Origin of the sequence: Hydrogenibacillus sp. N12, assembly GCF_019645935.1 — a bacterium.
Classification (GTDB): domain Bacteria; phylum Bacillota; class Bacilli; order Thermicanales; family DSM-22653; genus Hydrogenibacillus; species Hydrogenibacillus schlegelii.
In genome coordinates this window covers 2,440,783-2,463,420 of sequence record NZ_CP080953.1, presented here as the reverse complement: position 1 = coordinate 2,463,420, position 22,638 = coordinate 2,440,783, and the positions used below count along the sequence as shown (strand labels likewise).

General features: G+C 65.9%; 17 protein-coding genes. 15 read left to right on the top strand and 2 right to left on the bottom strand.

Features of this window, described 5'->3' with window-relative positions:
* The first annotated feature begins 26 nt into the window (after positions 1–26).
* The 10 genes from K2M58_RS11560 (at position 27) to K2M58_RS11515 (ending at position 15,774) form a co-directional block, all read left to right on the top strand.
* Positions 27–1,379, top strand: a complete 1,353-nt coding sequence (locus K2M58_RS11560; protein ID WP_220677660.1) for an efflux RND transporter periplasmic adaptor subunit — start codon at positions 27–29, stop codon at positions 1,377–1,379.
* On the top strand, positions 1,376–4,513 hold the full coding sequence (locus tag K2M58_RS11555) for an efflux RND transporter permease subunit (RefSeq protein ID WP_220677659.1): 3,138 nt from the start codon (positions 1,376–1,378) through the stop codon (positions 4,511–4,513). Before K2M58_RS11560 ends, K2M58_RS11555 begins: the two co-directional genes overlap by 4 nt.
* 21 nt (positions 4,514–4,534) lie before the next feature.
* Complete coding sequence (locus K2M58_RS11550) at positions 4,535–5,128, top strand: TetR/AcrR family transcriptional regulator (RefSeq protein ID WP_220677658.1); 594 nt, start codon at positions 4,535–4,537, stop codon at positions 5,126–5,128.
* Positions 5,129–5,191: 63 nt separating this feature from the next.
* Positions 5,192–6,565, top strand: coding sequence for a TolC family protein (locus tag K2M58_RS11545; RefSeq protein ID WP_220677657.1), 1,374 nt, complete (start codon positions 5,192–5,194; stop codon positions 6,563–6,565).
* 305 nt (positions 6,566–6,870) lie between these two features.
* Positions 6,871–9,744: a S8 family serine peptidase gene (locus K2M58_RS11540; protein ID WP_220677656.1), complete on the top strand. Its 2,874-nt coding sequence runs from the start codon at positions 6,871–6,873 to the stop codon at positions 9,742–9,744.
* A gap of 207 nt (positions 9,745–9,951) precedes the next feature.
* Positions 9,952–10,530, top strand: coding sequence for a hypothetical protein (locus K2M58_RS11535; protein WP_220677655.1), 579 nt, complete (start codon positions 9,952–9,954; stop codon positions 10,528–10,530).
* A 205-nt stretch (positions 10,531–10,735) separates the two neighbouring features.
* Positions 10,736–12,448: a hypothetical protein gene (locus K2M58_RS11530; protein ID WP_220677654.1), complete on the top strand. Its 1,713-nt coding sequence runs from the start codon at positions 10,736–10,738 to the stop codon at positions 12,446–12,448.
* Between the two features lie 211 nt (positions 12,449–12,659).
* Positions 12,660–13,301 carry a polysaccharide deacetylase family protein gene (locus K2M58_RS11525; RefSeq protein ID WP_289628252.1) on the top strand — a complete coding sequence of 214 codons (642 nt, stop codon included), beginning with the start codon at positions 12,660–12,662 and terminating at the stop codon, positions 13,299–13,301.
* Positions 13,302–13,589: 288 nt separating this feature from the next.
* Positions 13,590–14,822: a methionine adenosyltransferase gene (gene metK / locus K2M58_RS11520; protein ID WP_220677652.1), complete on the top strand. Its 1,233-nt coding sequence runs from the start codon at positions 13,590–13,592 to the stop codon at positions 14,820–14,822.
* Positions 14,823–15,114: 292 nt separating this feature from the next.
* Complete coding sequence (locus tag K2M58_RS11515; RefSeq protein WP_220677651.1) at positions 15,115–15,774, top strand: histidine kinase; 660 nt, start codon at positions 15,115–15,117, stop codon at positions 15,772–15,774.
* A 92-nt stretch (positions 15,775–15,866) separates the two neighbouring features.
* Here K2M58_RS11515 and istB read toward each other — a convergent pair whose 3' ends face one another.
* A complete protein-coding gene (gene istB, locus K2M58_RS11510; RefSeq protein WP_220676869.1) occupies positions 15,867–16,652 on the bottom strand; it encodes an IS21-like element helper ATPase IstB in 786 nt (261 codons plus the stop codon).
* Complete coding sequence (istA, locus tag K2M58_RS11505; RefSeq protein ID WP_252393391.1) at positions 16,649–17,926, bottom strand: IS21 family transposase; 1,278 nt, start codon at positions 17,924–17,926, stop codon at positions 16,649–16,651. The genes istB and istA overlap by 4 nt, the downstream gene beginning before the upstream one ends.
* 54 nt (positions 17,927–17,980) lie before the next feature.
* On the opposite strand from istA, the gene K2M58_RS11500 reads away from it, so the two are divergent.
* The 5 genes from K2M58_RS11500 (at position 17,981) to mnmA (ending at position 22,371) form a co-directional block, all read left to right on the top strand.
* Positions 17,981–18,610 (top strand): sensor histidine kinase, encoded by a 630-nt coding sequence (locus K2M58_RS11500; RefSeq protein ID WP_220677650.1) that lies wholly within the window; start codon positions 17,981–17,983, stop codon positions 18,608–18,610.
* 8 nt (positions 18,611–18,618) lie between these two features.
* The gene (locus K2M58_RS11495; RefSeq protein WP_289628285.1) at positions 18,619–19,305 is read left to right on the top strand and encodes a response regulator; all 687 of its coding nucleotides are present in this window, start codon (positions 18,619–18,621) and stop codon (positions 19,303–19,305) included.
* 49 nt (positions 19,306–19,354) lie between these two features.
* On the top strand, positions 19,355–19,708 hold the full coding sequence (locus K2M58_RS11490) for a hypothetical protein (protein ID WP_220677648.1): 354 nt from the start codon (positions 19,355–19,357) through the stop codon (positions 19,706–19,708).
* 369 nt (positions 19,709–20,077) lie between these two features.
* Positions 20,078–20,935 carry a DegV family protein gene (locus K2M58_RS11485; protein WP_220677647.1) on the top strand — a complete coding sequence of 286 codons (858 nt, stop codon included), beginning with the start codon at positions 20,078–20,080 and terminating at the stop codon, positions 20,933–20,935.
* 296 nt (positions 20,936–21,231) lie between these two features.
* Positions 21,232–22,371, top strand: a complete 1,140-nt coding sequence (mnmA, locus tag K2M58_RS11480; RefSeq protein WP_289628251.1) for a tRNA 2-thiouridine(34) synthase MnmA — start codon at positions 21,232–21,234, stop codon at positions 22,369–22,371.
* The last annotated feature ends 267 nt before the right edge of the window (positions 22,372–22,638 follow it).

Sequence of the window (22,638 nt, the reverse complement as noted above, 5' to 3'; positions counted from 1 at the left end):
TCCAGTCAGAAGGGGGGAGGACGATCGTGTCCCGTCGCCGTCAGGCCGTCCTGGCCTTGATCGCGATCACGGCATTTACCGCCTTGGCTGCGTGCAGCCGGGCTCAGGAGGCGTCCGCGCCGGCGGAAGAACCGATCCGCACGGTAGAAGTGGCGGACGTCACGGAAGGCGTGCTGGACGAAGGGGTGACGTTGAGCGGGAAGGTGAAGGGCCACATCGAGGTCCCGATTCTCCCGAAGGCCTCCGGGCGGATCGAGTCGATCGCCGTGGCGGTCGGAAGCCGGGTGCGCCCGGGCGATCTCCTCATCCAGCTCGAGACCAAAGACGTCATCGCCCAGGTCCATCAGGCGGAAGCGGCCCTCCGGGCGGCCGAAGCCGGCCGTGAAAGCGCCGAAGCGCAGACGACGACGCAGATCCTGGGCGCCGAACAGGCCGTCAAGCAGGCCGAGGAGGGCGTCCTGCAGGCGGAAAAAGGTCTGGCGGCGGCCGAGAACGCCCGTGACCTGGCGAAGAAAAACGCGGAGCGGCTCCGCACGCTTTTTGAAAACGGGCTCGCCTCGCAGGTGGAGCTGGAACAGGCGGAGAACCAGCTGAAGCAGGCGGAGGCCGGCCTGCAGCAGGCCAAAAGCGCCCATGAGAACGCGAAAAAGGCCCTCGAGGTCGCGACGGAGAATCTCAAGATCGCCCGGGAGCGCGTCGCCGTCAAAGCGGCGAATGCTCAGGTCGAACAGGCCCGCGCGGGGCTGGAGGCGGCCCGACGGCTTCTCGAGAACATGCGCGTCACCGCGCCCGTCGGGGGGACGGTGGCCTCGCTCCCCGTCAGCGTCGGGGATATGGTGAGCCCGCAGGTGGTGGTCGCCACCATCGTCGACATGAATCCGGCCATCGTGACGGTCGACGTGCCGGAGCAGGCTTACCGCAGTGTGGCTGTCGGCGATCCGGTCACGGTTGCCGTCTCCGGGGAACGGTTCCAGGGAAAGGTTTCTAAGAAAGATCTGACGCCGAATCCGCAGACGAAGGCGTACCGCGTGGAGATCGAAGTGCCCAATCCGGAGGGGAAGCTCGTCTCGGGCCTGAGCGCGGACGTGACGTTTGCCCCGAAGGGAGCGAAAAAGACGCTTCTCATCCCGGCTGAGGCGTACATGGCGAGCGCCAAGGGCGGAGAAGGGCACGTGATGGTCTACGAAGACGGCATCGTCCGCGAACGGAAGGTCACCGTCGGTCGCATGACGACAAACTACGTGGAAGTCACCTCAGGCCTGAAAGCAGGCGAGAAAGTCGTCATCAAAGGCCAGTATCTCCTCAAAGACGGCGATCCGGTGAAGCTTCAGGGAAGCGAAGGGGAGGAAGATCAGAAAGCGGGGGGCGGGAAGACTTGAGCATTGTCGATTTTTCCGTACGTCGACCGGTCTTCATTACCGTGCTCATCGTCGGTCTCATGATGACCGGCTTTTACTTCCTGCCGACGCTTCCCGTCGAGCTCTTTCCGGAGATGAACCTTCCGGTGGCCGTCGTCGTCACCGCCTATCCCGGCGCCTCGCCGGAAGAGATCGAGAACCTCGTTACCAAACCGATCGAGAACGTCGTCGGGACGGTGGACAACGTCGACAAAGTGGAGTCGCAGTCACAAACCGGTGCCTCGCTCGTCATCGTCCAGTTCAACTGGGGGACAAACATGGACACGGCGCTGATCGATCTTCAACGGCAGGTCGATCGCGTCGTGAACCAGCTGCCGGAAGACGCTCAAAAACCGCTCGTCCTCAAAATCAACCCCAACGACCAGCCGATCATGTTCGTCGGCCTGAGCGGACGGGAACCGCTCAATGTACTGCAGAAAATCGCCGAAGATGACGTCGAGCCGGAGCTCCGCAAGCTGGAGGGTGTGGCTTCGGTCGGCATCATCGGCGGAGAAAAAGAAGAAATTCAGGTGATCCTCAATCCCGAGCGCCTGGAGAACTACGGGCTCACGCCGGCGTACCTTTCGCAGGTGATCGCCCAGTCGAACATCCTCTTTACAGCCGGATCGGTCGAGCAGGGCGACAAGAAGCTTGCCATCCGCTTCGACGCCGAGCTCACCCGGCCCGAGCAGATCGCCGCCGTGCAAATTCCCCTGCCCACCGGGGGGAAAGTCGCGCTCGCCGATATCGCGGACATTCGCCGGGATTTTGCCGAACGAACCCAGGAGGCGACGCTGAACGGCGAGCCGCTCGTCATCCTGAGCATCATGAAATCGACCGGCGGCAATGCCGTGAAAATATCGGACGAGGTCCACAAGGAGATCGAACGGTTAAACGAAACGCTGCCGGAAGGGACAAAGCTCACCGTCATCTACGATGCGGCGACGTTCATCAACCGCTCGATCCGCACCGTCGTCGAGCACGGCCTCGTCGGTGGGGCCATCGCGATGGCCGTCCTGTACCTCTTTCTCGGCAATCTCAGAACGACGCTCATCGTGGGGACGATGCTTCCGGTCTCGGTCATCGCCACCTTCACCCTGATGGCCCTGGGTCACCAGTCGATCAACCTGCTCACGCTCGGCGGGCTGCTCATCGGGATGGGATCGCTCGTCGACTTCGCCATCGTGGCGATCGAAAGCATTCACCGCCATCGCCTCGCCGGAAAAAGCGGCGAAGAAGCGGCCATTATCGGGACCAAGGAAGTCGCCGCCGCCGTGACCGCGTCGGCGCTGGCCCAAACGTCGGTATTCGTGCCGATGCTTCTCGCCACCGGGCTCGCGCGGGAGCTGTTTGCGCCGATGGCGCTGGCCGTCATTTTTTCCCACGTCGCGGCGTGGTTCGGTTCGATCACGTTTGTGCCCATGCTGGCCGGGCGTTTTTTGAAGCAGCACGCGGCCGAAGAAGATAAAGCGCGTCCGCCGCGCTTCCGGGCGAATCCGCTGCGCGCCTTTCAGCACTTCATTAACGGGCTGGAACATCAGTACCGGCGGCTGCTCACCTGGGGGCTGGACCACCGGTTGCTCGTCATCGGGCTTTCTTTTGCCGTCTTTGTGGCGTCTCTGGGGCTCGTCCCCATCATCGGCGCCGACTTCATCCCCCAGACCGATCAGGGCGTGGCCATGGTGGAGCTGGAGCTGCCGGCGGCCACCAAGCTTGAAGAGACCGCCCGAACGGTGGGGGAGCTGGAAGCGATTCTGCTCGGTTTTCCGGAGGTCAAGGAAGTCGCCAGCATGATCGGTTCGACCGCCCAGGGGCAGGTGGCCGGGACGACCGCCTCGAACACCGCCACCCTCTTCGTCAATTTTAAGCCGCGGGCCGAGCGCGAGCGCACGGTTCAGCAGGTGATGAACGCCTTCAACGACCAGGCGTCGAACATCCCGGGACTCACCCTCTCCATCAGCACCCAGATGTCGCTGGCGGCCTCCACCGGCGTTCAGGTGAACATCTCCGGTCCGAACACGCAAGTCTTAGAGGCGCTTTCGAACGATATCCGGAATCGCCTGGAAGCCATCCCCGGGGTGTCCAGCGTCGACAGCAGCATGAAGGTGGCCCGTCCCGAGGTGGCGGTGTACATCGACCGCGCCCGGGCCGCCCAGTACGGCCTGTCTCCGGCGGAGATCATGACCGCCGTTCAGGTGGCCTTCGGCGGGAAAAAGGTGACGGTCATGCGCGACGGGGAAGACGAGTACGACATCATCCTGAAGTTCCCGAAGTCCTGGCAGGAAGAGTACGCCCATCTGGACCGGCTCGTCGTCCGGAGCCAGACGGGCGCCGTCGTCGCGCTGGGCGATGTGGCCCGGGTCGTCACCGAAGGGACGCCGAATGCCATCAACCGCAGCGATTATCAACGCCAGGCGCGCCTCACGGTCTATTCGACCGGAGAACGCTCGCTGGGGGCGCTGACGACCGACATCCAGCGGGTGCTGCAAAGTCTGTCCCTTCCGGAAGGGTATTCGTGGTCGCTGGGCGGAGAAGCCGAACAGATGGGCGAATCGTTCACGTCGCTGACGCAGGCCATGGTGCTGGCCATCCTGCTCATCTACATGATCATGGCCGCGCAGTTCGAGTCGTTCTTCCAGCCGTTCGTCATCATGTTCAGCCTGCCGCCGACGTTCGTCGGGGCGCTCCTGGGGCTCCTGACGCACCGCATGCCCATCAGCGTCACCGCGCTCATCGGGATGATCATGGTCATCGGGCTTGTCATGAACAACGCCATCGTTCTCGTCGATTACACGAACCAGCTGCGCCAGCGGGGCATGAGCGTGAAGGAGGCGCTTCTCACCGCCGGGCCGGTGCGCCTGCGACCGATTTTGATGACGATGCTCGTCACCAACTTTGAGCTCATTCCTTTTGCGTATTTTGGCGGAGAAGGATCTGAAGCGCTCGCGCCGCTCGCCATCGTCGTCATCTACGGCCTGCTTCTCTCGACGCTTGTCACGCTGCTCCTCGTCCCGGCCGTCTACAGCCTGACGGACGAGTTCTTGGGACGCCTGCGCCGCCGTTTTTCGGGGGCTCAGACGATGCCCCGGGCGAAGGATTACCATGTGACTCCATGAGAGGCAATGAGGGGAATGGCGATGAAGACTCGCCCGCCTGAATTGCCGTGGGATCCGGCCCGCAGCAAGCGCGACGCCATCCTGCTTAGCGCGTACAATACGTTTGCAGACTTCGGCTACGCCAACACGAAAATCGAGACGATCGCTGAGCGGGCCGGCGTCGGGAAAGGAACCGTCTACCTCTACTTTAAGAACAAGGGAGATCTCTTCCGCCGAATGATTCAGGAGCTCATCGAGTGGCACCTGACCCTCCTGCGCGAACAGATGGCCGGCCCGCGATCGGCTCTGGAGCGGCTGCGCGCCTTATTTCAGGTCCATCTGGAGCTGATCGCCGGCCGAAAGTATCCCTTAAATCCGCATGGTCGGGAGATCGGCCACGTAGACGAGGAACTCCGCGCGTGGCTTCGCGATGAGACTCAGCGCTTCCTGGCAGATCTTCGGCGGCTCATCGAGGAGGGGATCGCGGAAGGCGTATTTCGCGCCGTCACCCCGGCGCTGGCGGCGCTCTGGCTGTTTGCCACGCTGGGGGTGACGTTCTCCCTCGAGGAGCCCCTTTCCGCCAGGCAGGTGGAGGAGCTGGTGGACCTGGTCGAGCGAGGTTTGCGTGCCCGATGAGGGCGGTGCTCGAAACGGATGCCGATCGAGCATGGAAGCCGGCTTTTAAGGAGGCGATTCTGAGTGATTCCGTATGCGGGTCCGTCGTGGAAGCGGAAAGCCGTGGTCGGCCTCGTCACGCTGGGGCTCGTGTCCGCCCCGCTTCCGCTGCCGTTTTTCGCCGATGCGCCGCTCCCAATCGGCGCCCATGCCCGGGCGGCGGCAGAAGAGAGCGTCTATCGCTCGCTCACGCTCCAGCAGGCAATCGACCGGGCGATTTTCATCGATCGAAACAAGCGCATTCTGGAATACGCGCTCAAAAATCTCGATCTGAACAAAAAAGACCTGGAAGACGCCCGAGACGACCTCGACGACGCGCGGGCCGAGCTCAACAACGCGATCAACGCTCAGTGGAGCATGATCTTAAACTATGCTGAAGCGGCCAGGCAGGGGAAAGCGACGGATCCGCCGATCGACGTCCTGGATCGGCAGCTGCAGGAAATGGAAAAGCAAAGAGACAATCTCGACTACCAGAAAGACACGCTCGACGAAACGCTCGACGAACTCAAACTTCAGCGAAAAAAGCTTGAGCTTCAAGATGCGGAACTGCGCGAAGCGATCACGCTGGCCGTCACGCAGCTTTATACCGGGCTCCTTTCGCTGAACGACAACATCCGGCTTCTTGAGGACAATTTGGATCAGAAGAAAAAAGATCTTGCCGCGGTCACGGCAAAAGAGAACATCGGCATGGCATCCAAAGAAGAGATCGACAAAAAAGAGCGCGAAGTGACCGACGCCGAGCGCACGCTGAGCAATGTGCGCATCCAGTATCACAAGCTGCTGGGGCAGTTCCTGTACCTCCTGGATATTCCGTTCAACCCCGACATCCGGCTCGAACCGGTGAGCCTTCCGGGGGCGGCGACCGTGAACATGCCGGGCGACGTGGAGGCGCTTGCCGCGCAGACGTTCAAGATGCAGCAGGCGGAGCTGGATCGTCGCCTGGCGAAGCAGCAATACGATTTTGCCAAGGAGCAGGAGCGGAAGAACAATCCCGAATACTACAACCGGGACAAAGATCGTTATACGACAAAGAAAAAACAGGCCGAGAACGAGTGGCTGTCCAAAGAAGAACAGTGGCAAAACACCAGACGCGACGTGCTGACGGCCATCGAAAATCTGTATCGGGAGGCCAAGGACGCGGAAGAGGCATACCTTCGGGCGCGTCAGAAATGGGCCGAGGCCAGCCGGGACAAAGACAGCTTGCGCACGCGGTACGAGCTCGGCTTCGTCTCCAAACATGATTATGACGCCTATCAGCTGGCGGTGATGAAAGCGCAGACGGAGATGGACGCGGCGAAGTACCGCTACTTCGTCGCTCTGGCCAAGCTGGACGCCTTGAAACGCGGCTATGTCGACCTCTCCGGCGCTTCCGCCGGCGCGTCCGTTACAGCATCCTGAACCGTTGATTTACAAGCATGAACGCCCGTGCTAAAATAGCGACGTGAATGAACGCTCGTGCTAAAATAGCGACGTGAAAAGCGCGAAGCAGCGGTCAAAGAATCGAAAAGGGGCTCAGACGGATGAAGGACCCGCTTTCTGAATGTCGGTGGCTCCGAAGGTTGAAAGGGGCCGCCGTCCTTTTGTTGTCTGTCATGCTTGCAGGCGGTCTTGCCGTGCCCGTGTTCGACGTCCGAGCCCAGGAAGCAAGCGGTTCACAGGGTGGGCATGAACCGGCTGCCGGCCGTCTTCCGGTGGAGGCTCGCATGCCACTGGATGCCGGGGTCTCCAATGGGCATCCCGGCAACGAAAGCTCCCCACCGGACCCTTCGGGGGCGGCGGAGGCGCCGCCGACCAAAGACGTCCTCGCCGCCCGGGGCGAGGCGCCGGCGCCGGAGGACCTCATCCCCGGCGAATGGATCGTCGCGTGGCGGACGCCGCCGGCGCCGGGCCCGGTTCCCGGGGCGCCGTATGCGGTCGTCGACGTCGACCCGGAGTCCGGAATCGGCCGCATCCGGGCGCTTCCGGGCCGGGAGGGAGACGTCGTTTCGGCCCTCGAGGCCGACGCGAACGTCGTCCGCTACCAGCCGAACAGCCGGGTCCGAGTCAGCGGCGCCGGAGCCGCCCTGCCGCAGGGGCCGGCGTCCGTCCCGCCGGCGATCGAGGCGTCCGCCCTGTCGGCCTTCCATGCGTCCGCCCTTTCGGCCCTCCATACGGCCGCCCTTTCGGCCCAGTGGTACCTTGAGCGGCTTCGGGTGCCGGAGGCGCAGCGAATCGCCGACGGCCGCGGAGTGACGATCGCCGTCGTCGACACCGGCGTCGCCCTCGACCATCCGGCGTTTCGGGGCCGTCTCGAAAGCGGGGTGAACCTCCTCACCGGCGGAACCTCGTACGACGACAACGGCCACGGCACCGCCCTCGCCGGCATCCTCGTCGGCGGCGGGCGCCTTCAGGGGATCGCGCCGGCGGCGAAGGTGCTCCCGATCAAGGCGCTCGACGCCTTCGGAAGCGGCAATTCGTACACCGTCGCCCGGGGCATCCGGGAAGCCGTCGACCGGGGGGCGAAGGTGATCGTCCTGTCGCTCACCGACCCGGTCTATTCGTTCGCCATGGAAAACGCCCTCGAGGAGGCGGAGCGGGCCGGGGTCGTCGTCGTGGCCGCCGCCGGCAACGACGGCGGCAAGGTGCCGTACCCGGCGGCCTACCCGACGGTGCTCGGCGTCGGCGCCCTCGACGAGCGGGACCGGCCGGCGCCGTTTTCCAACCGGGGCGATGCGGTCGACGTCGTCGCCTACGGCGTGAACATTTTCACCGCCCGCCCCGGCGGGTACGACGCCTACTCCGGGACGTCGATGGCGGCGCCGCAGGCCGCCGGCGTGGCGGCGCTTCTCATCTCGAAAAAGCCCGGCCCGGCGGAAGCCGTCCGGGATCAGCTCCGGGCGACGGCGTCTCCGATCCCCGGCGCGCCGCGGCCGTCCGTCGGCTTCGGCCGCGTCGATGCGTATGCGGCGCTGTCGACGTGGCAGGGCGGGCCCGTCACGCCCTACGGGGGCAACACGGCGCCGGACCGGGCGGCGCCGCTTCCGCTGGACAAAGCGGTCGGCGTCGCCGTCCCGCCCGGCGGGTCGGTCTATTTTGCCCTCGACGCCCCGTATGCGGGGAGCGTTTCGCTCACGGCGTCGGGGCTCTCCGTGCCGCTCACCGTGGCCACGGTGGATGCGAAAGGGCAGGCGCAAAAGACGATGCGCCTTGCGGAGGGCGGGAGCACGAGCGTTGCCGTGCCGAAGGGCCGGACGGTCCTCCGCCTGACGAATGGTGATAAGGCGGCGGCCCGGTTCACCCTCCGGGCGAGCTTTACGATCTACACGGCGCCGTACGGGGACAACGGTTCGCCGGCCAGGGCGTATCCGATCGATCTGTTCGAAAGGACGGGGCTCGTCGGGACGCTCCCCCGGGCCGGCGATGAGGCCTGGTTCCGCCTGGAGCTTCCTGAGGACGGCCGGCTTACGGTGCGGGCGGAGACGAACGATCCGGCCCTCGACCTCGTGCTCATGCTCCAGGACGATCGCGCGACGCGGGTCATCGACGACAACGGGCCCTACAACGGCCGGCTGGATGAAGCAGCGGAAGTGCCGGTGAAGGGCGGTTCGGTCCTCAAGGTCGGGGTGCGGAACTTTTACCGCGCCGGCGTGAACGCCGAGTACCGCCTCTCCTTCGACTACCGGCCGGCCGCCACCGTAGCGGCCGCTCGTCCGGATACGCTTCCCAAGTCGAGGGCCCTTTTCTTCGGGAAGTCCGCCTTCGGCGTGGTGCCGCGGGCGGACCGGGCGGAGCATTACCACGTCTACCTCGACCGACCGGGGTTCGTGCGGGTGGACGTCCGCGGGTTTCCGCCGGGCACGGGCGGGACGCTGGAAGCGCTGGACGGAAAGGGGGGCCTGATCGAGCGGGTGCGCCTCCCGGCCGGTCCGGACGAGGGGCGCCTGACGCACGTCTTCATGCTCCCGGCGGGGCTCAGTTATCTCCGGCTTACGGCGGAGCGGCCCTTTACCGATCGCTTCTATGTCCTCCGGGCGACGGCGGCGGACGGGCCGTTCGTCGACATGGCGTCTCACTGGGTACGGGAGGCGCTTTCCGCGCTCAAAGCCCGGGGGGCGGTGGCGGGCTATCCGGACGGGACGTTTCGTCCGGATCGGTCCATCACCCGGGCGGAATTCGTCGCGCTCCTCGCCGGCCGGCTCGGGCTGCCGGCGGCTCGGGCGCCGCTTCCGACGTTTGTCGACCTCCCGGCCGGGCACTGGGCCGCCGACGCGCTCCGGCGGGCGGCGGCCGCGGGGTGGCTTTCGGGCTATCCCGACGGCGGCATCCGGCCGGATCGGCCGATCACGCGGGCGGAGATGGCGGCGATCCTCCGGCAGGCGCTTCGCACGTCTCCCGTTCCCGGCCTCGACCCGGACGTCACGACGGATGCGGCGGCCGAAGCGTTCCGGGACGTGCCCCCGACGCACTGGGCGCTTCCGGCGCTCAGCCTCTTCGTCGAGGCGAAGCGGATGAGCGGCTATCCGGACGGGACGCTCCGGCCGGACGGGACGGCGACCCGCGCCGAAGCGGCGGCGATGATGGCGAAGCTCTGGCCGTAGCGGCGAGGCGCAGCGGCGAGGCGTAGGGGCGAGGCGTCAAAGCGATGCGACGTCCTTCCCTAGAAAAGGCGCCGCACACCCGGTACAATGAAAAAGGCGAAGCGGGCTAAGGTCGCGTGCCGACGCCCCTCGTCCTTCGACGGCGGGGGCGTTCGAGGGTGAAGCGGAGGGCACGACGGTGAAAAGCGGCGGAAGGGTGACGGACGGATGACGATGCGAACGCGGCTTAGGGCGCTCGGGGCGGGGGTTCTCCTGATCGGCGTCGCTTCGTTGGCATACGCCGACGCGAACGCCGGCATCCCCGGCTCGGCGGACGATCCGCTCGTGACGAAAAGCTACGTGGACGAGAAGCTCGAGGCGCTTCGGGCGGAGCTGCGGGGGACGGCGCCTTCTTCCGGCGCCGGGTCGAACGCGCCGGCCGGCGCGCCGACTTCCGGGAGCGGCTCGGGAAGCGGGAGCTCCGGCGCTTCGGGCGGGGGCGCCGCGGTCACGGCGATGCCGTACCAGGTGCTCGCCCTCAAGCCGGGGGACATCCTCCGCGGCGGAAGCGGGACGATGCTCATCGTCCGGACGGGGAAGGCGCTCGCCATCGGCAATGCCGGCGGCAACGGCCTGTCGGACGTGACGGCCGGGATCGACGTCAAGGACGGCCAGCCGGTCAAATACGACCATCTGCTCGTCGTGCCGTCGAAGGACGGCCGGGGCATCCGGGTCGTCGGCGACGCGACGTGCTACGTCACCGTCTGGGGGCCGTATGAGATCGTTCGCGGCGGGTCGGGGCGCTGAGCGGGCGCATAAGCGGCGATCGAGCGGCGTCGAGCGGGCGCATGAACGACGATCGGGCGGCGCCGGGCGGTTTTACGGAAACCCCCGGCGAAAGCCCCGGAATTCATGCCGGGGAGGCGGTCCGGGGCTCGGCGCCGGGACAGGCCCGTGAAGGCGCCGGCGCCGCAAGAAACCGCAAGAAACCGGGTGAAGACGCGTGGCGCTCATGAAGCGATGGGCCGACCGGCTGATCGTCGCCGGCCTGGCCGCCTTCGGGCTTGCGGCGATCGTCGGGACGGTGCGGCACTTCGGCGGCATCGTCGCCTTGGGCGGGGCGGCGCCGGCCGCCGGCGGAGCGGCCGCGGCCGGCGCCGGGTTCTGGCTCATTTGGCGAATGAGCCGCCTTCCGGCCCGCTTCGTCGTCCCGGCGGCGATGCTCATCGCCTTTGGCCTTCGGGCGGTCTGGATCGCGACGGTGCCGACGGCGCCGGTGTCCGATTTCCGCACGATGGCGGAAGCGGCGCGGGCGGTGGCGGGAGGCGACGTCGGTCCGCTTCGTTCGGAGTATTTTCAATTGTGGACGTACCAGGTCCCGTTCGTCCTGGGCGAGGCGGCGCTTTTTCGTCTGTTCGGGCCGGATCTCGCCGTTTTGAAGTGGGCCAACGCCGTCGTCCTGGCCCTCCTTCCGGCCGTCGGCTACGCCCTCGGCCGCTCGGCCGCCGGCGGCGGGCGGTCCTTCGGCGCCGGGCAAACGCGCCGGGCGGGCGGCGCGCCGGCGGGGCCTCCGGCAGACGGCACGGCGGAAGCTGGCGCTCCGGAGCCCGGATCCCGAGACGGTGGGGTCGATGCGCCGGAAGTCGGAAGGACGGATCCCGGACCCCGGCACGGTGCGGTCGGTGCGGCGGCAGCCGGAGGGACGGATCCCGGACTTCGGCACAGTGCGGTCGGCGCGGCGGGAGCCGGGGCGACGGAGGCCGAACCTCGGGACGGCGCGGCGGAAGCGGAAGCGGCGGAGACGGCGGGCAAGCTGGCGGCGCTTCTTTTGGCCGTCTACCCGTCGACGGTGATGATGGCGAGCGTGCTTACGAATCAGCACCTGGCGGCGCTTTTGGCGTACGGGGGGCTGTTCGTCTGGGGGCGGGCGCTTCGGCGCTTAAGCGGCGGAAAGGGAGGTCGCGCCCTCATGCTGACGGGAGCGGCGGGGGCGCTTTTGGCCGCCGGCGATCTCGTCCGGCCGATCGGGATCGTCTTCGTCTCCGCCGCCGTGACGGGCGCCCTTCTATTCGCCGGCGAGCGACCGAGGCTGTCCGGCAAAGAAGGTCGCGCCCGATTCGGTTTTTTCGGGCGGCTCGGTCTTGCCCTCGGGCTTGTCGCCGTCTTTTTCGCCGGGCGCACCGCCGTTTCGGTCGTCCTCGTCACGACCGGCGTGACCGACCGGCCCCTCGGCAATCACGAGCCGCTCTGGAAGTTCGTCGCGGGTCTCAACCGGGAGACGATCGGGCACTTTTCCCGGGCGGATTACGAGGCGGTCATGGGTCTTCCGGCCGGCGAGGCCCGGTCGGCCTTCGAGCGGGCGCTCATTGCCGAGCGGCTTCGGGCGCCGGGGCTGGGGGCGTTTTTCATGGAGAAGGCGGCGTATCTGTGGGGGTTTCCCGATCAGGCGCCGATCTGGAGCGGCTGGGCGCCGCCGAAGCCGGTGCTGGCGGCGGCGCTCGCCTTCGAGCGGGTCCTCTTTCTCCTTGCGGCCCTTGGGCTGGCGGCGTTCGGTCGCCTGCGGCGGCCGGAGATCGGCCCGAAAGCGGCCGTCCTCGCCCTCTTTCTCCTCGGCTATGCGGCGGCGCACCTCGTGATCGAAATCCAGGTGCGCTACCGCTACGACGCGCTCCCGGCGCTCCTTGCCCTCGGGGCCGTCGGGTGGACGAAGCGCCGGCGAAAGTGACGTTCGCCGGCCCCAAGAAGCGAAACGGCTCGAAGAAGCCAAAACGCGTTGGAGGAGCGAGGGGCAATGCTCGAATCCGGTCGGGGGCCCGGTCGACGAAAGAGGAGAAAATGGGCGGTCTTGCTCGCGCCGGTCGTCCTGATCTTGCCGTGCTGGATTTTGGGACCGCCGGCCGCGGCGGGTTTTTCCGGCGCTCCTCCTTCCGGCGGGGATGCTCACCCTGTCTACTATCAGGATAAAGTCGCGGTGCTCATGTTTCATCACCTCGACGAGACGTTCCGTTCCGCTTTTAAAAAAATACGGGATGACGGCCACTAATTTTCTGATCGTGAGCTTTGCAGAGCGGCCACGCCGTTCGGCGGCTTTATCGTATCTGGATTGGCAGGCAATTGAAAATTTGTATCGAGAGGGTTTGGATTTTTACTCTCATACGTACAACATGCATGATTGGGTCATGGGGCGAGGCTGTCCACACCCTTGCGGCAGTGCCCTGACACACCGGCGTTATTTAAGCGATCGTCATCGGATGGAGACGACCCAAGCGTATCGCCGGCGGATTCAAGAAGACCTGTCCGCGGCCAAGCAGGCGCTGGAACAGCACCTGAGCGCGGGCGAAAGGCGCCATGAAGAGCGCTTTTTCGCCTATCCGTACGGCGAAACGAACGCGGATGTGGTGGCGGTGCTTAAAGAGCTGGGATACCGCTGGATGTTTACGACAAGGCCCGGTCTCGTCACGCGGACGTCCGATCCGGTCCGCCTGCCGCGGATCAACGCCGGAGCGCCGGACATCACCGCCGAAAAACTGGAGGAGCGCCTTCGGTCGCTGGCCGGGCGGCGTCCGGCGCTGCCTTGACAGGCGTTCGGGGGTAGGATACAATCTCTAGACAGTTATGGCGCCGGAGACACGCGGACGAAGCTGCGCCTTTTCCTCTGTGGCCGGGGGAAGGCGCTTTTTCGTTCGTTTGTGTGCCTGATCGTCGCGGGTTTTGTCGGCTGCGCCCCTTGGAGCGTTGCGCTGCGGCTTTTGGAGCGTTGCGTTTCGCTTTTTGAAGCGTGTCAGCGAGGACCGCGTCCTCGCCCGGGCCGGCCTTTCGAGCCGGAGCCGCGTCGGTTTTTCAATCCGCAGAAGGGAGGCCCCGTCATGCGCCACCTGAAAGGCCGCCATCTGTTCACCTCCGAATCGGTCACCGAAGGCCATCCGGACAAGATGTGCGATCAGATCAGCGACGCCATCCTCGACGCCGTCCTCGCTCAGGACCCGAACGCGCGGGTGGCGATCGAGACGACGGTGACGACGGGGCTCGTCCTCGTCGTCGGCGAGATGACGACGTCCGGCTACGTCGACATTCCCAAGGTCGTCCGGGATACGGTCCGGGAGATCGGCTACACCCGGGCGAAGTTCGGCTTCGACGCCGACACGTGCGCGGTGCTCACGTCCATCAACGAGCAGTCCCCCGACATCGCCATGGGCGTCGACCGGGCGCTCGAGGCGCGGGAAGGGCAGATGAGCGAAGGCGAGATCGAAGCGATCGGCGCCGGCGACCAGGGGCTCGTTTTCGGCTTTGCCGTCAATGAGACGCCGGAACTGATGCCCCTTCCGATCGCCCTCGCGCACCGGCTCGCCCGGCGGCTCGCCGAAGTGCGGAAGGACAAGACGCTCCCGTACCTCCGGCCGGACGGAAAGACGCAGGTGACGGTCGAGTACGACGGGCCGAAGCCGGTCCGGGTCGATACGATCGTCGTCTCCGCCCAGCATGACCCCGACGTCGATCAGGCGACGATCCGCCGGGACATCCTCGAGCACGTCATCCGGCCGGTCGTGCCGGCGGCGTATCTCGACGCAGAGACGAAGTACTTCATCAACCCGACCGGCCGCTTCGTCCTCGGCGGCCCCCAGGCGGACGCGGGGCTGACGGGCCGGAAGATCATCGTCGACACGTACGGCGGCTACGCCCGCCACGGCGGCGGCGCCTTCTCCGGCAAAGATCCGACGAAGGTCGACCGCTCGGCCGCCTACGCCGCCCGTCACGTGGCGAAAAACATCGTCGCCGCCGGCCTTGCCGACATGTGCGAGGTGCAGATCGCCTACGCCATCGGCGTCGCCCGCCCGGTGTCGATCCGCGTCGATACGTTCGGCACGGGGAAGGTGCCGGAAGGGGTGCTCATCCGCCTCATCGAGCGGCACTTCGACCTCAGGCCGGCCGGCATCATCCGCCGTTTCGACCTCCGGCGACCGATCTACCGCCAGACGGCCGCCTACGGCCATTTCGGCCGGACGGACCTCGATCTTCCGTGGGAGCGGACGGACGTCGCCGAGGCGCTCCGGCGGGACGCCGAAGCGTACGTAAGCGGCGCCCAGGCGGGGAACCTCTGAAGGGCCGTCGCCCGGCGGGGGGCGCCGTCTGCGAAGGGTTGCCGTCCGCTCTCGATCGCCGTCTGCCGCGGCCGGGCGCCGTTTCCGCCTCAGGATCGCTTCCGATGCCGATCGCCCGATCGGCGGCCGGAGGCGATTTTTTGCGCGTTTCTTGTCGTCTACAGGCGAAATTTGGGAAGCATTGCCTAGGCCATATGGAGGATGAAAATTTAAAAAATGCGCCACACGGCCGGCAGACGGCATTCTATCAATGTGATACAATGAAGGCGATGCCGACGAGGTGATCGCCTTCATGGATCGGTGGTCGGAGAACGGGGCGCAGTCCGCCAGCCGGGCCCTCGACCGGGTGCTCCGGCGGGCGATCGAGACGATGGAGATGAGCCGCGATCAGATCTATGAGATCGCGGAGCACGCCCGGGAAGAATACGAGGCGCTCAAAAAGGAGCTCGACGCCGTCCGGGAGGACGTCCGGCGGCACATCGAGCAAAACGACGCCCTGGAACGGGAAGTCAAGAAAATGCGCCGCCGCCTGATGGAGGTGAGCCAGCACTTTCACCGCTACCGGGAGCCGGACATCCGGGAGGCGTATGAGGCGGCCCACCGGGCGCAGATGGCCCTCACGCTCAACCGAGAAAAAGAAATTTTTTTGCGCAAACGGCGGGATGAGCTCGAACTCCGCCTGAAAAACCTCGAGCGGACGCTCGAGAAGGCGGACCGGCTGCTCGCTCAGGTGAGTGTCGTCTTGAGCTACCTGCAGGGGGACATCGCCCGGATGACGGAGGCCCTCGCCTCGGCGGAAAGCGGGCAGCTTTTCGGCCTCAAGATCATCGAAGCGCAGGAGGAGGAACGCCGCCGGGTCGCCCGGGAGATGCACGACGGGCCGGCCCAGTCGCTCGCCCACGTCATCCTTCGGCTCGAGATCATCGAGCGGACGCTGTCAATAGCGGATTAAAACTCCCCAAAAAAATCGCGTTCGATTCCCCACAAACAGCGGATTCAGTTCCCCAAAATCATCGCGCATCATTCCCCAGACGTATGTTCGATCTACGCGGTCACCTCCTCCTTCAGCGCATGGGTCACCCCGGCGCGCAGCTTGTCCTTCATCCGGTAGCTGTTGCCGCGGATGTTGATGGTGGTGGCGTGGTGCAGGAGCCGGTCGAGCAAGGCAGAGGCCAGCACCTGGTCACCGAAGAGTGTCCCCCAGTTGGTGAAGCTGGTGTTGGACGTGATGATCAGGGAGCCATGCTCGTAGCGCTCCGACACGAGCCGGAAGAAGTTCGCGGCGTCCAAGGCGTCAAGCGGCAAGTAGCCGACTTCGTCGCAGATCAGCAGCTTCGGCTGGGTGTAGATGCGCAGGCGCTTGTCCAGCCGTCCCTCTTGGTACGCCCGTCGCAAGTCAGCGACCAGCTTCTGCATGGTCACGAAGTAGACGCTCATGCGCTGTCGAATCGCCTCCATCCCCAGGGCCACCGCAAGGTGGGTCTTGCCCACCCCCGGCGGTCCCAGGAAGATGACGTTGCTGCCCTCCCGGATGAACGTCAAGCCGGCCAGTTCGCGTATTTGTCGCTCATCGACGGACGGCTGGAACGAGAAATCGAAATCTGCAAGGGTCTTGTGATACGGGAAGTTGGCCATGCGGAGTCTGGCGTGCATGTAACGGCTGTATCGCTCCTCCTGCTCAGCATCCAGCAGTCTGTGCAGGAACTCCGCATAGGTCGCCTGGTGCCCCGCTGCCCACTCCACGCACGCCGGCAGCACCGCCGCGGCGCGCTTCAATCCCAGCTCCAGCAGCTGCTCCTCGGCCTTGGCCAAAACCAACGCCTCACTCATTGCCCCTGACCTCCCATCGCGATCTGCTCATAGACGGACAGCTCCCGCTGCTCCACGTCCGGCCCGATTTGCAACCCTGGCACCTTGCCTCGATCCGGATGAGGCGTCCCAGCCGGGATGCCCTTGAAGTGCTCAGGGTCGGTTGAGACCTGGTGCCTGCCTGTGAGCACGCGGTGTTCGGCAATGACCTGCCCGCCGTACTCGATCTGCAGGCGGCCTGACTCAAACTCCCGGACCAGCACGGTGTGCCCCACATACCGCCATGGAACGGTGTACATGTTCGTGTTCCAGGAGATGCGACAATCGCTCATGACCTTGCGCATATCGGCGTACGCCAGCGTGTACCGGCTCTTAGGCAGGGGCTTAAGCGTCTCGGCCTGAAACCGCACCACCGGCTGCTCCCGCGTCGTGCCGTGGATGCGCACATTAGCCACCGTATCCCGCCAGATGGCACCTTGCCGGTTCAGGTCGTCATGGTCCACGAACGAAACCGGCCAGAAGCTGGACCGGATATACCCGATGGGCCGTTCAATCTTCCCTTTGGTGCGACTTCGGTAGGGCTTACAGGCCTTGGGCACGAATCCGTAGTACTTGGCGAAGTCCATGTACGCCGGCTGCCAGTCGACGTGTCCATGACCGTCGTTGGCCACGACCAGCGGGGAGCAGTTGTCGCTGAGCATGACCTTTGGAACCCCGCCGAAGAACTCCAGCGCGTTCCGGAGCGCCTGGAGGATATGCCGTTGGTCCGCCGCTCTGATAAACTCCAGGTAGAGCATGCGGGAGTAGGCGAGGACCATGGCAAAGCACCATACCTTGCGCCGATGGCCCTGCGGATCCAGGTAGGGGAATGCGCCCAGGTCGATTTGCGCTTGTTCCCCCGGAGCCGTCTCAAACCGCACGGTTGCCTTGGCAGAGACAACCGGGCGGAGAGGGTGCATGAACTCGCGCAGTACGGTAATTCCGCCGGTATATCCCTGCTCCCGGATCTCGCGAAAGATTCGCTCCGCATTGAGGACGCCGATACGCATGCGCTGCTCCACATAGGCCTTGTACGGCTCCAGCTTGTGGCCTTTCACCCTACGGCTGCGCGACTTCACCCTCCCCTCCTCCTGCTGCCTCGGCTCACTCACAGCCTTGCGGATGGTTTTGCGGTCATGGCCGTATCTTCTGGCCAGTTCCGAGATGCTGACGCCCTCCTCATACAGCTTCCTGATCTCCATCTTCTCACTCTCCCTCATCACCGGCACCTCCCCAAAAGTGATGGCAGGTGCCATAGTTCGACACAGGGGTGGGGAATTCATCCCGATGATTTTGAGGAAATCATGCCGGTGATTTTGGGGAATCTTTATCCGCTGCTATTGGGGATTTTACATCCGATGTTGACAACGCTCGATGGTGGCGATCTGGACGCCGTCCGGGCGGAGCTTCGGGCGCTTCGGGAAAGCGTGCGGCGGTCGCTGGCCGACGTGCGGCGGATCATCTACGACCTTCGGCCGATGGCCCTCGACGACCTCGGCCTCGTGCCGGTGGTCAAGCGCCTCGTTGAAGAGTATAACGAAAAATACCCTTTTTACATCGAATTCCGGGTGCACGGGCGGGAAGAGCGCCTGAAGCCGATGATCGAGGTGGCCCTGTTTCGCATGATCCAGGAGGCGCTGAACAACGTCGTCAAACATGCCGAGGCGACCCTGGTCCAGCTGGTCCTTGAATTTTTGCCGCTCAAAGTGCGCCTCCGGATCAAGGACAACGGCAAAGGCTTTGACCTCGAGGCGCTCAAGGATCGGCCGACGTTCGGCCTCATGGGCATCCGGGAGCGGGTCAAGCTCCTCCGCGGTGAGATCGACATCCAGACCCGCCCCGGCGCCGGGACGGATCTCCGGATCGAGGTGCCGATCTACGATCAGGGGACCGGAACGGCAAAAGGGCCGGAAGACAAGACAGAGAGGGACGACGGATGAGAGAGAGGCTGCCGATCCGCCTCCTGATCGCCGACGACCACACGCTGTTTCGGGAGGGGTTAAAGCGCATCCTCGAGATGGAAGAAGACCTGGAGATCGTCGGCGAGGCGGGGGATGGCGAAGAGGCGCTCCGGCTCGTGGAAGCGCTTCGGCCGGACGTGATCCTCATGGACATCAACATGCCGAACCTAAACGGCGTCGAAGCGACGCGGGTGATCCACGAGCGGCATCCGGACGCCAAGATCATCGTCCTTTCGATCCATGACGACGCCCAGTACGTCTACCGGGCGCTCCAGCTCGGCGCCACGGGGTATTTGCTCAAAGAAGTCGACGCCGAGACGCTCGTCGAGGCCGTTCGGCTCGTGGCGCGCGGCGAAGGGTACATACATCCGCGGCTGACGCCGATGGTGATCAACGAAATGCGCCGCCTTCGTCGGCTGAGCGAAGGGCTCGTCGGCGAAGAGATCGTCGAGGGGGGCAAAAAGGCCGATCCGTGGCACCGCCTCACGGATCGGGAAAAAGAGGTGCTCCGGCTGATCGTCCGGGGGCTCACCAACCGGGACATCGGCCGGGCGCTCGGCATCAGCGACAAGACGGTGAAAAACCACATTTCGAGCATCCTGTCGAAGCTCCGCATTCCCGATCGAAAGCAGCTCATCATCCGAGCGCTCGAGGAAGACTGGCTGAAGCGCTGAACTGGCCCCTCTTCATCCCGCATAGACATGGGATGAGGAGGGATCGGCGATGACCGAGGCGCTGTGGATCGGCCTTGCGATGGCCGGCTGGCTGGTGCTTCTGGCGCTCATTTTCGGCGGCCTGGCCGTTCGGGCCGCCGGGCGGGATCGGGCGCTCATCATCCGCCTGGAAGCAAAAGACGCCGCCGGGGAGCTGGAGCATGTCGTCGGCAGCCTCGTCCGCTCCGCCCGGCGGCGGGGGGTGGCGATCACGCTGCTCGCCCGGGACGGCGGTTCCCGGGATGAGACGCCCCGGGTGCTGGAGACGCTCGAGCGCCGCTACGCCGGCGCCGTCATCCGGGAACGGGCGCCCCGGCGGGAGGCGGGAGCCGACCGCCGCCCGGACGCCGAGGGACGGGGGTAAGCTCCGAGGGGCGCCGCTCCGGTTTTGCGGCGCTTCGAGATTTGATACAATCCGGATAAACGAAAGCGCCTTCCGGCGGGCGCCGACGACGGGTTCCGGCGGAAAGCCGCGCGGTGCGCATCGGCAAGCGGCTGCGGCGCGCTTCGGCAAGAAGCCGCGGTTCGCTTCGGCAAGAGGCCGTGGTGCGCATCGGCAAGAGGCCGCGGTTCGCTTCGGCAAGCGGCTGCAGTTCGCTTCGGTAAGAGGCCGCGGTGCGTTTCGGCGAGAAGCCGGCGATGGGCCAGAAGGAGCGAAGGCCGGGAAGGCGAAGCCGGAAGCGGGGGCCCGGAAACCGAAGCCGGAAGGTGCGGACCGGGGAGGTCGGGCTCGTTGGCCCGCATCGCGTGGATTACCGATTCGACCGCTTACCTGGAGCCCGCGTTTGCGCAGGAAAAAGGAATTCACATCGTGCCGCTCAGCGTCGTCTTCGGCGACCGGAGCTATCGCGAAGGGGAGGAGATCGACGAGGCGACGTTTTACCGCCTCGTCCGGGAATCGCCGGCGCCGCCGACGACGTCACAACCGTCCCTCGGCGATTTCGTCGCCTTGTACGAGCGGCTGAAGGCGGAATACGACGTCGGCATCGCCGTCCACCTCTCCGGTGGCATCAGCGGTACGGTGGAGACGAGCCGTCAGGCGGCGGCGATGGTCGGCTTTCCGGTACACGTGATCGATGCGAAGATCACCACGTATCCGATGGCGTTTATCTTGAAAGCCGGGATCCGCCTCGCCGAGGCCGGCCGGCCGGTCGAGGAGATCGTCCGCCACATGGAGGACGTCCGGGACCGGATGCGGGCGCTTTTTCTCGTCCGCGACCTTTCCTATCTCCATCGGGGCGGGCGGCTGAACATGGCCCAGTACGTGGTGGGAAGCCTCCTTCAGGTGAAGCCGATCCTCCACTTCGTGGCCGGCCGGATCGTGCCGCTGGAGAAGGTGCGGACGGAGAAAAAGGCCGTCGCCCGGGTGTTCGAGCTTTTCGACGAGGCGGTGCGGAATGTCCCGCGGGCCCGGGTGGCGATCATCCACGCCAACGTGCCGGGGGAGGCGCTCCGCTGGCAGGCGCGCCTCGGCGAGCGTTACGATCACCTCGACGTCGTCGTGTCGACGTTCGGTCCGGTCATCGCCACCCACGTCGGCGAGGGGACGATCGGGTTTGGCTGGTACCCGCTTCGGGAAGGCGAGGCGTGACCGGACGCACGAGGCGGAAGGCTTCGAGTCCCACGACGTATGTTCCTCACGTGCGGCGTGACCGGGCGTACGGGGCGGAAGGGCGCACGGGGCTGAAAGGCGCACGGAGCGGAAGCTCGGGGCCTCAGGACGGCGCGGCCGGGCGCCGGGCGAGGCGGTTTTGGGGCCAAAGGCTTGGGGCATCCGGCGAGGCGGAACCGGCGCATCGGGTGGCGAGATCGAGGCGGAAGCACCGCGGTTCGGAGCGAGCGGGGCAGTGTCGAATCGGGCGGGCGGTGTCGAAAGGAGGGAGGACGGTGGCGGAACGGGTCGTCGTCGGCATGTCGGGCGGCGTCGATTCGTCGGTGGCGGCGCTCCTTTTGAAGCGGGCCGGGTACGACGTCGTCGGCGTGTTCATGCGCAACTGGACGGAGCCGGACGCCGCCGGCCGCTGCACGGCGGAGGAGGATTTTGCCGACGTGCGGCGGGTGGCGGAGGCGATCGGCATCCCGTACTACGCGGTGAACCTGGAGGCGGAGTACCGGGCGAAGGTGTTCGCCTACTTCCTGGAAGAATACCGCCGGGGGCGGACGCCGAACCCGGACGTGATGTGCAACCGGGAGATCAAATTCGGCGATTTTCTCGAGGAGGCCCTCAAGCTCGGGGCGGATTACGTGGCGATGGGGCATTACGCCCGGGTACGCCGGGAAGGGGGGCGGGTGCTCCTTCTCCGGGGCGTCGATGCGGCGAAGGATCAGTCGTATTTCCTCCACCAGCTGTCTCAGGCCCAGCTTTCCCGGGCGCTTTTTCCCATCGGAGCGCTCACGAAAGCGGAGGTGCGGCGGATCGCCCGGGAGGCGGGGCTCGCGACGGCGGACAAAAAAGATTCGACGGGCATCTGCTTCATCGGCGAGCGGGATTTCCGGAAGTTCCTCCAGGCGTATCTGCCGGCTCAGCCCGGCGAGATCGTGAACGTCGACGACGGCCGGGTCCTCGGCCGGCACGAGGGGCTCATGTACTACACCTACGGCCAGCGGCATGGCCTCGGGATTGGCGGCGGATTCGGGCCGGGGCCGTGGTTCGTGGCGGAAAAAGACCTCGTCCACAACCGGCTGTACGTGGCGGCGGGGCGGGATCACCCGGCGCTTTTCGCCACGGCGCTCCTGGCGGAAGACGTCCACTGGATCGCCGGGACGCCGCCGGATCGGGTCTTTCGGGCGACGGCGAAGTTCCGCTACCGGCAGCCGGACCGGCCGGTGGAGGTGGAGGTGCTGGACGAGCGGCGGGCCTTCGTCCGCTTTGAGACGCCGGAGCGGGCGATCACGCCGGGACAGTCGGTCGTCTTTTATGACGACGAGGTCTGCCTGGGGGGCGGCGTGATCGATCGGGTGCGCCGGCCTTACTTTGAAAAGCGGCGCGGGGAATTCGGCGACGTCTTCGATCGGGTTCTCCTGTGACGGGCCAAGGCGGAAAGAGCGGAAGGCAGGGCGACCGAGGGGCCGTCCGTTCCGCCACCGGTGCAAAACGCGGCAGTTCCGGTCGCCTTCCGCCGGTGTACACTGAGAACGGCTCCGACCGGGCCGCTGGCGTCGGGTCGCCCCCGGCCGGGTCGCCGGACGACGCTCCGGCGGGCCGCCGGGCCGCCATCGGCGGGCTGCCGGGTGGCGCTCCGGGCGGGCTGCCGGGCCGCACGCCGGACGGCGCTTCGGCCGGTCGCCGGCCCG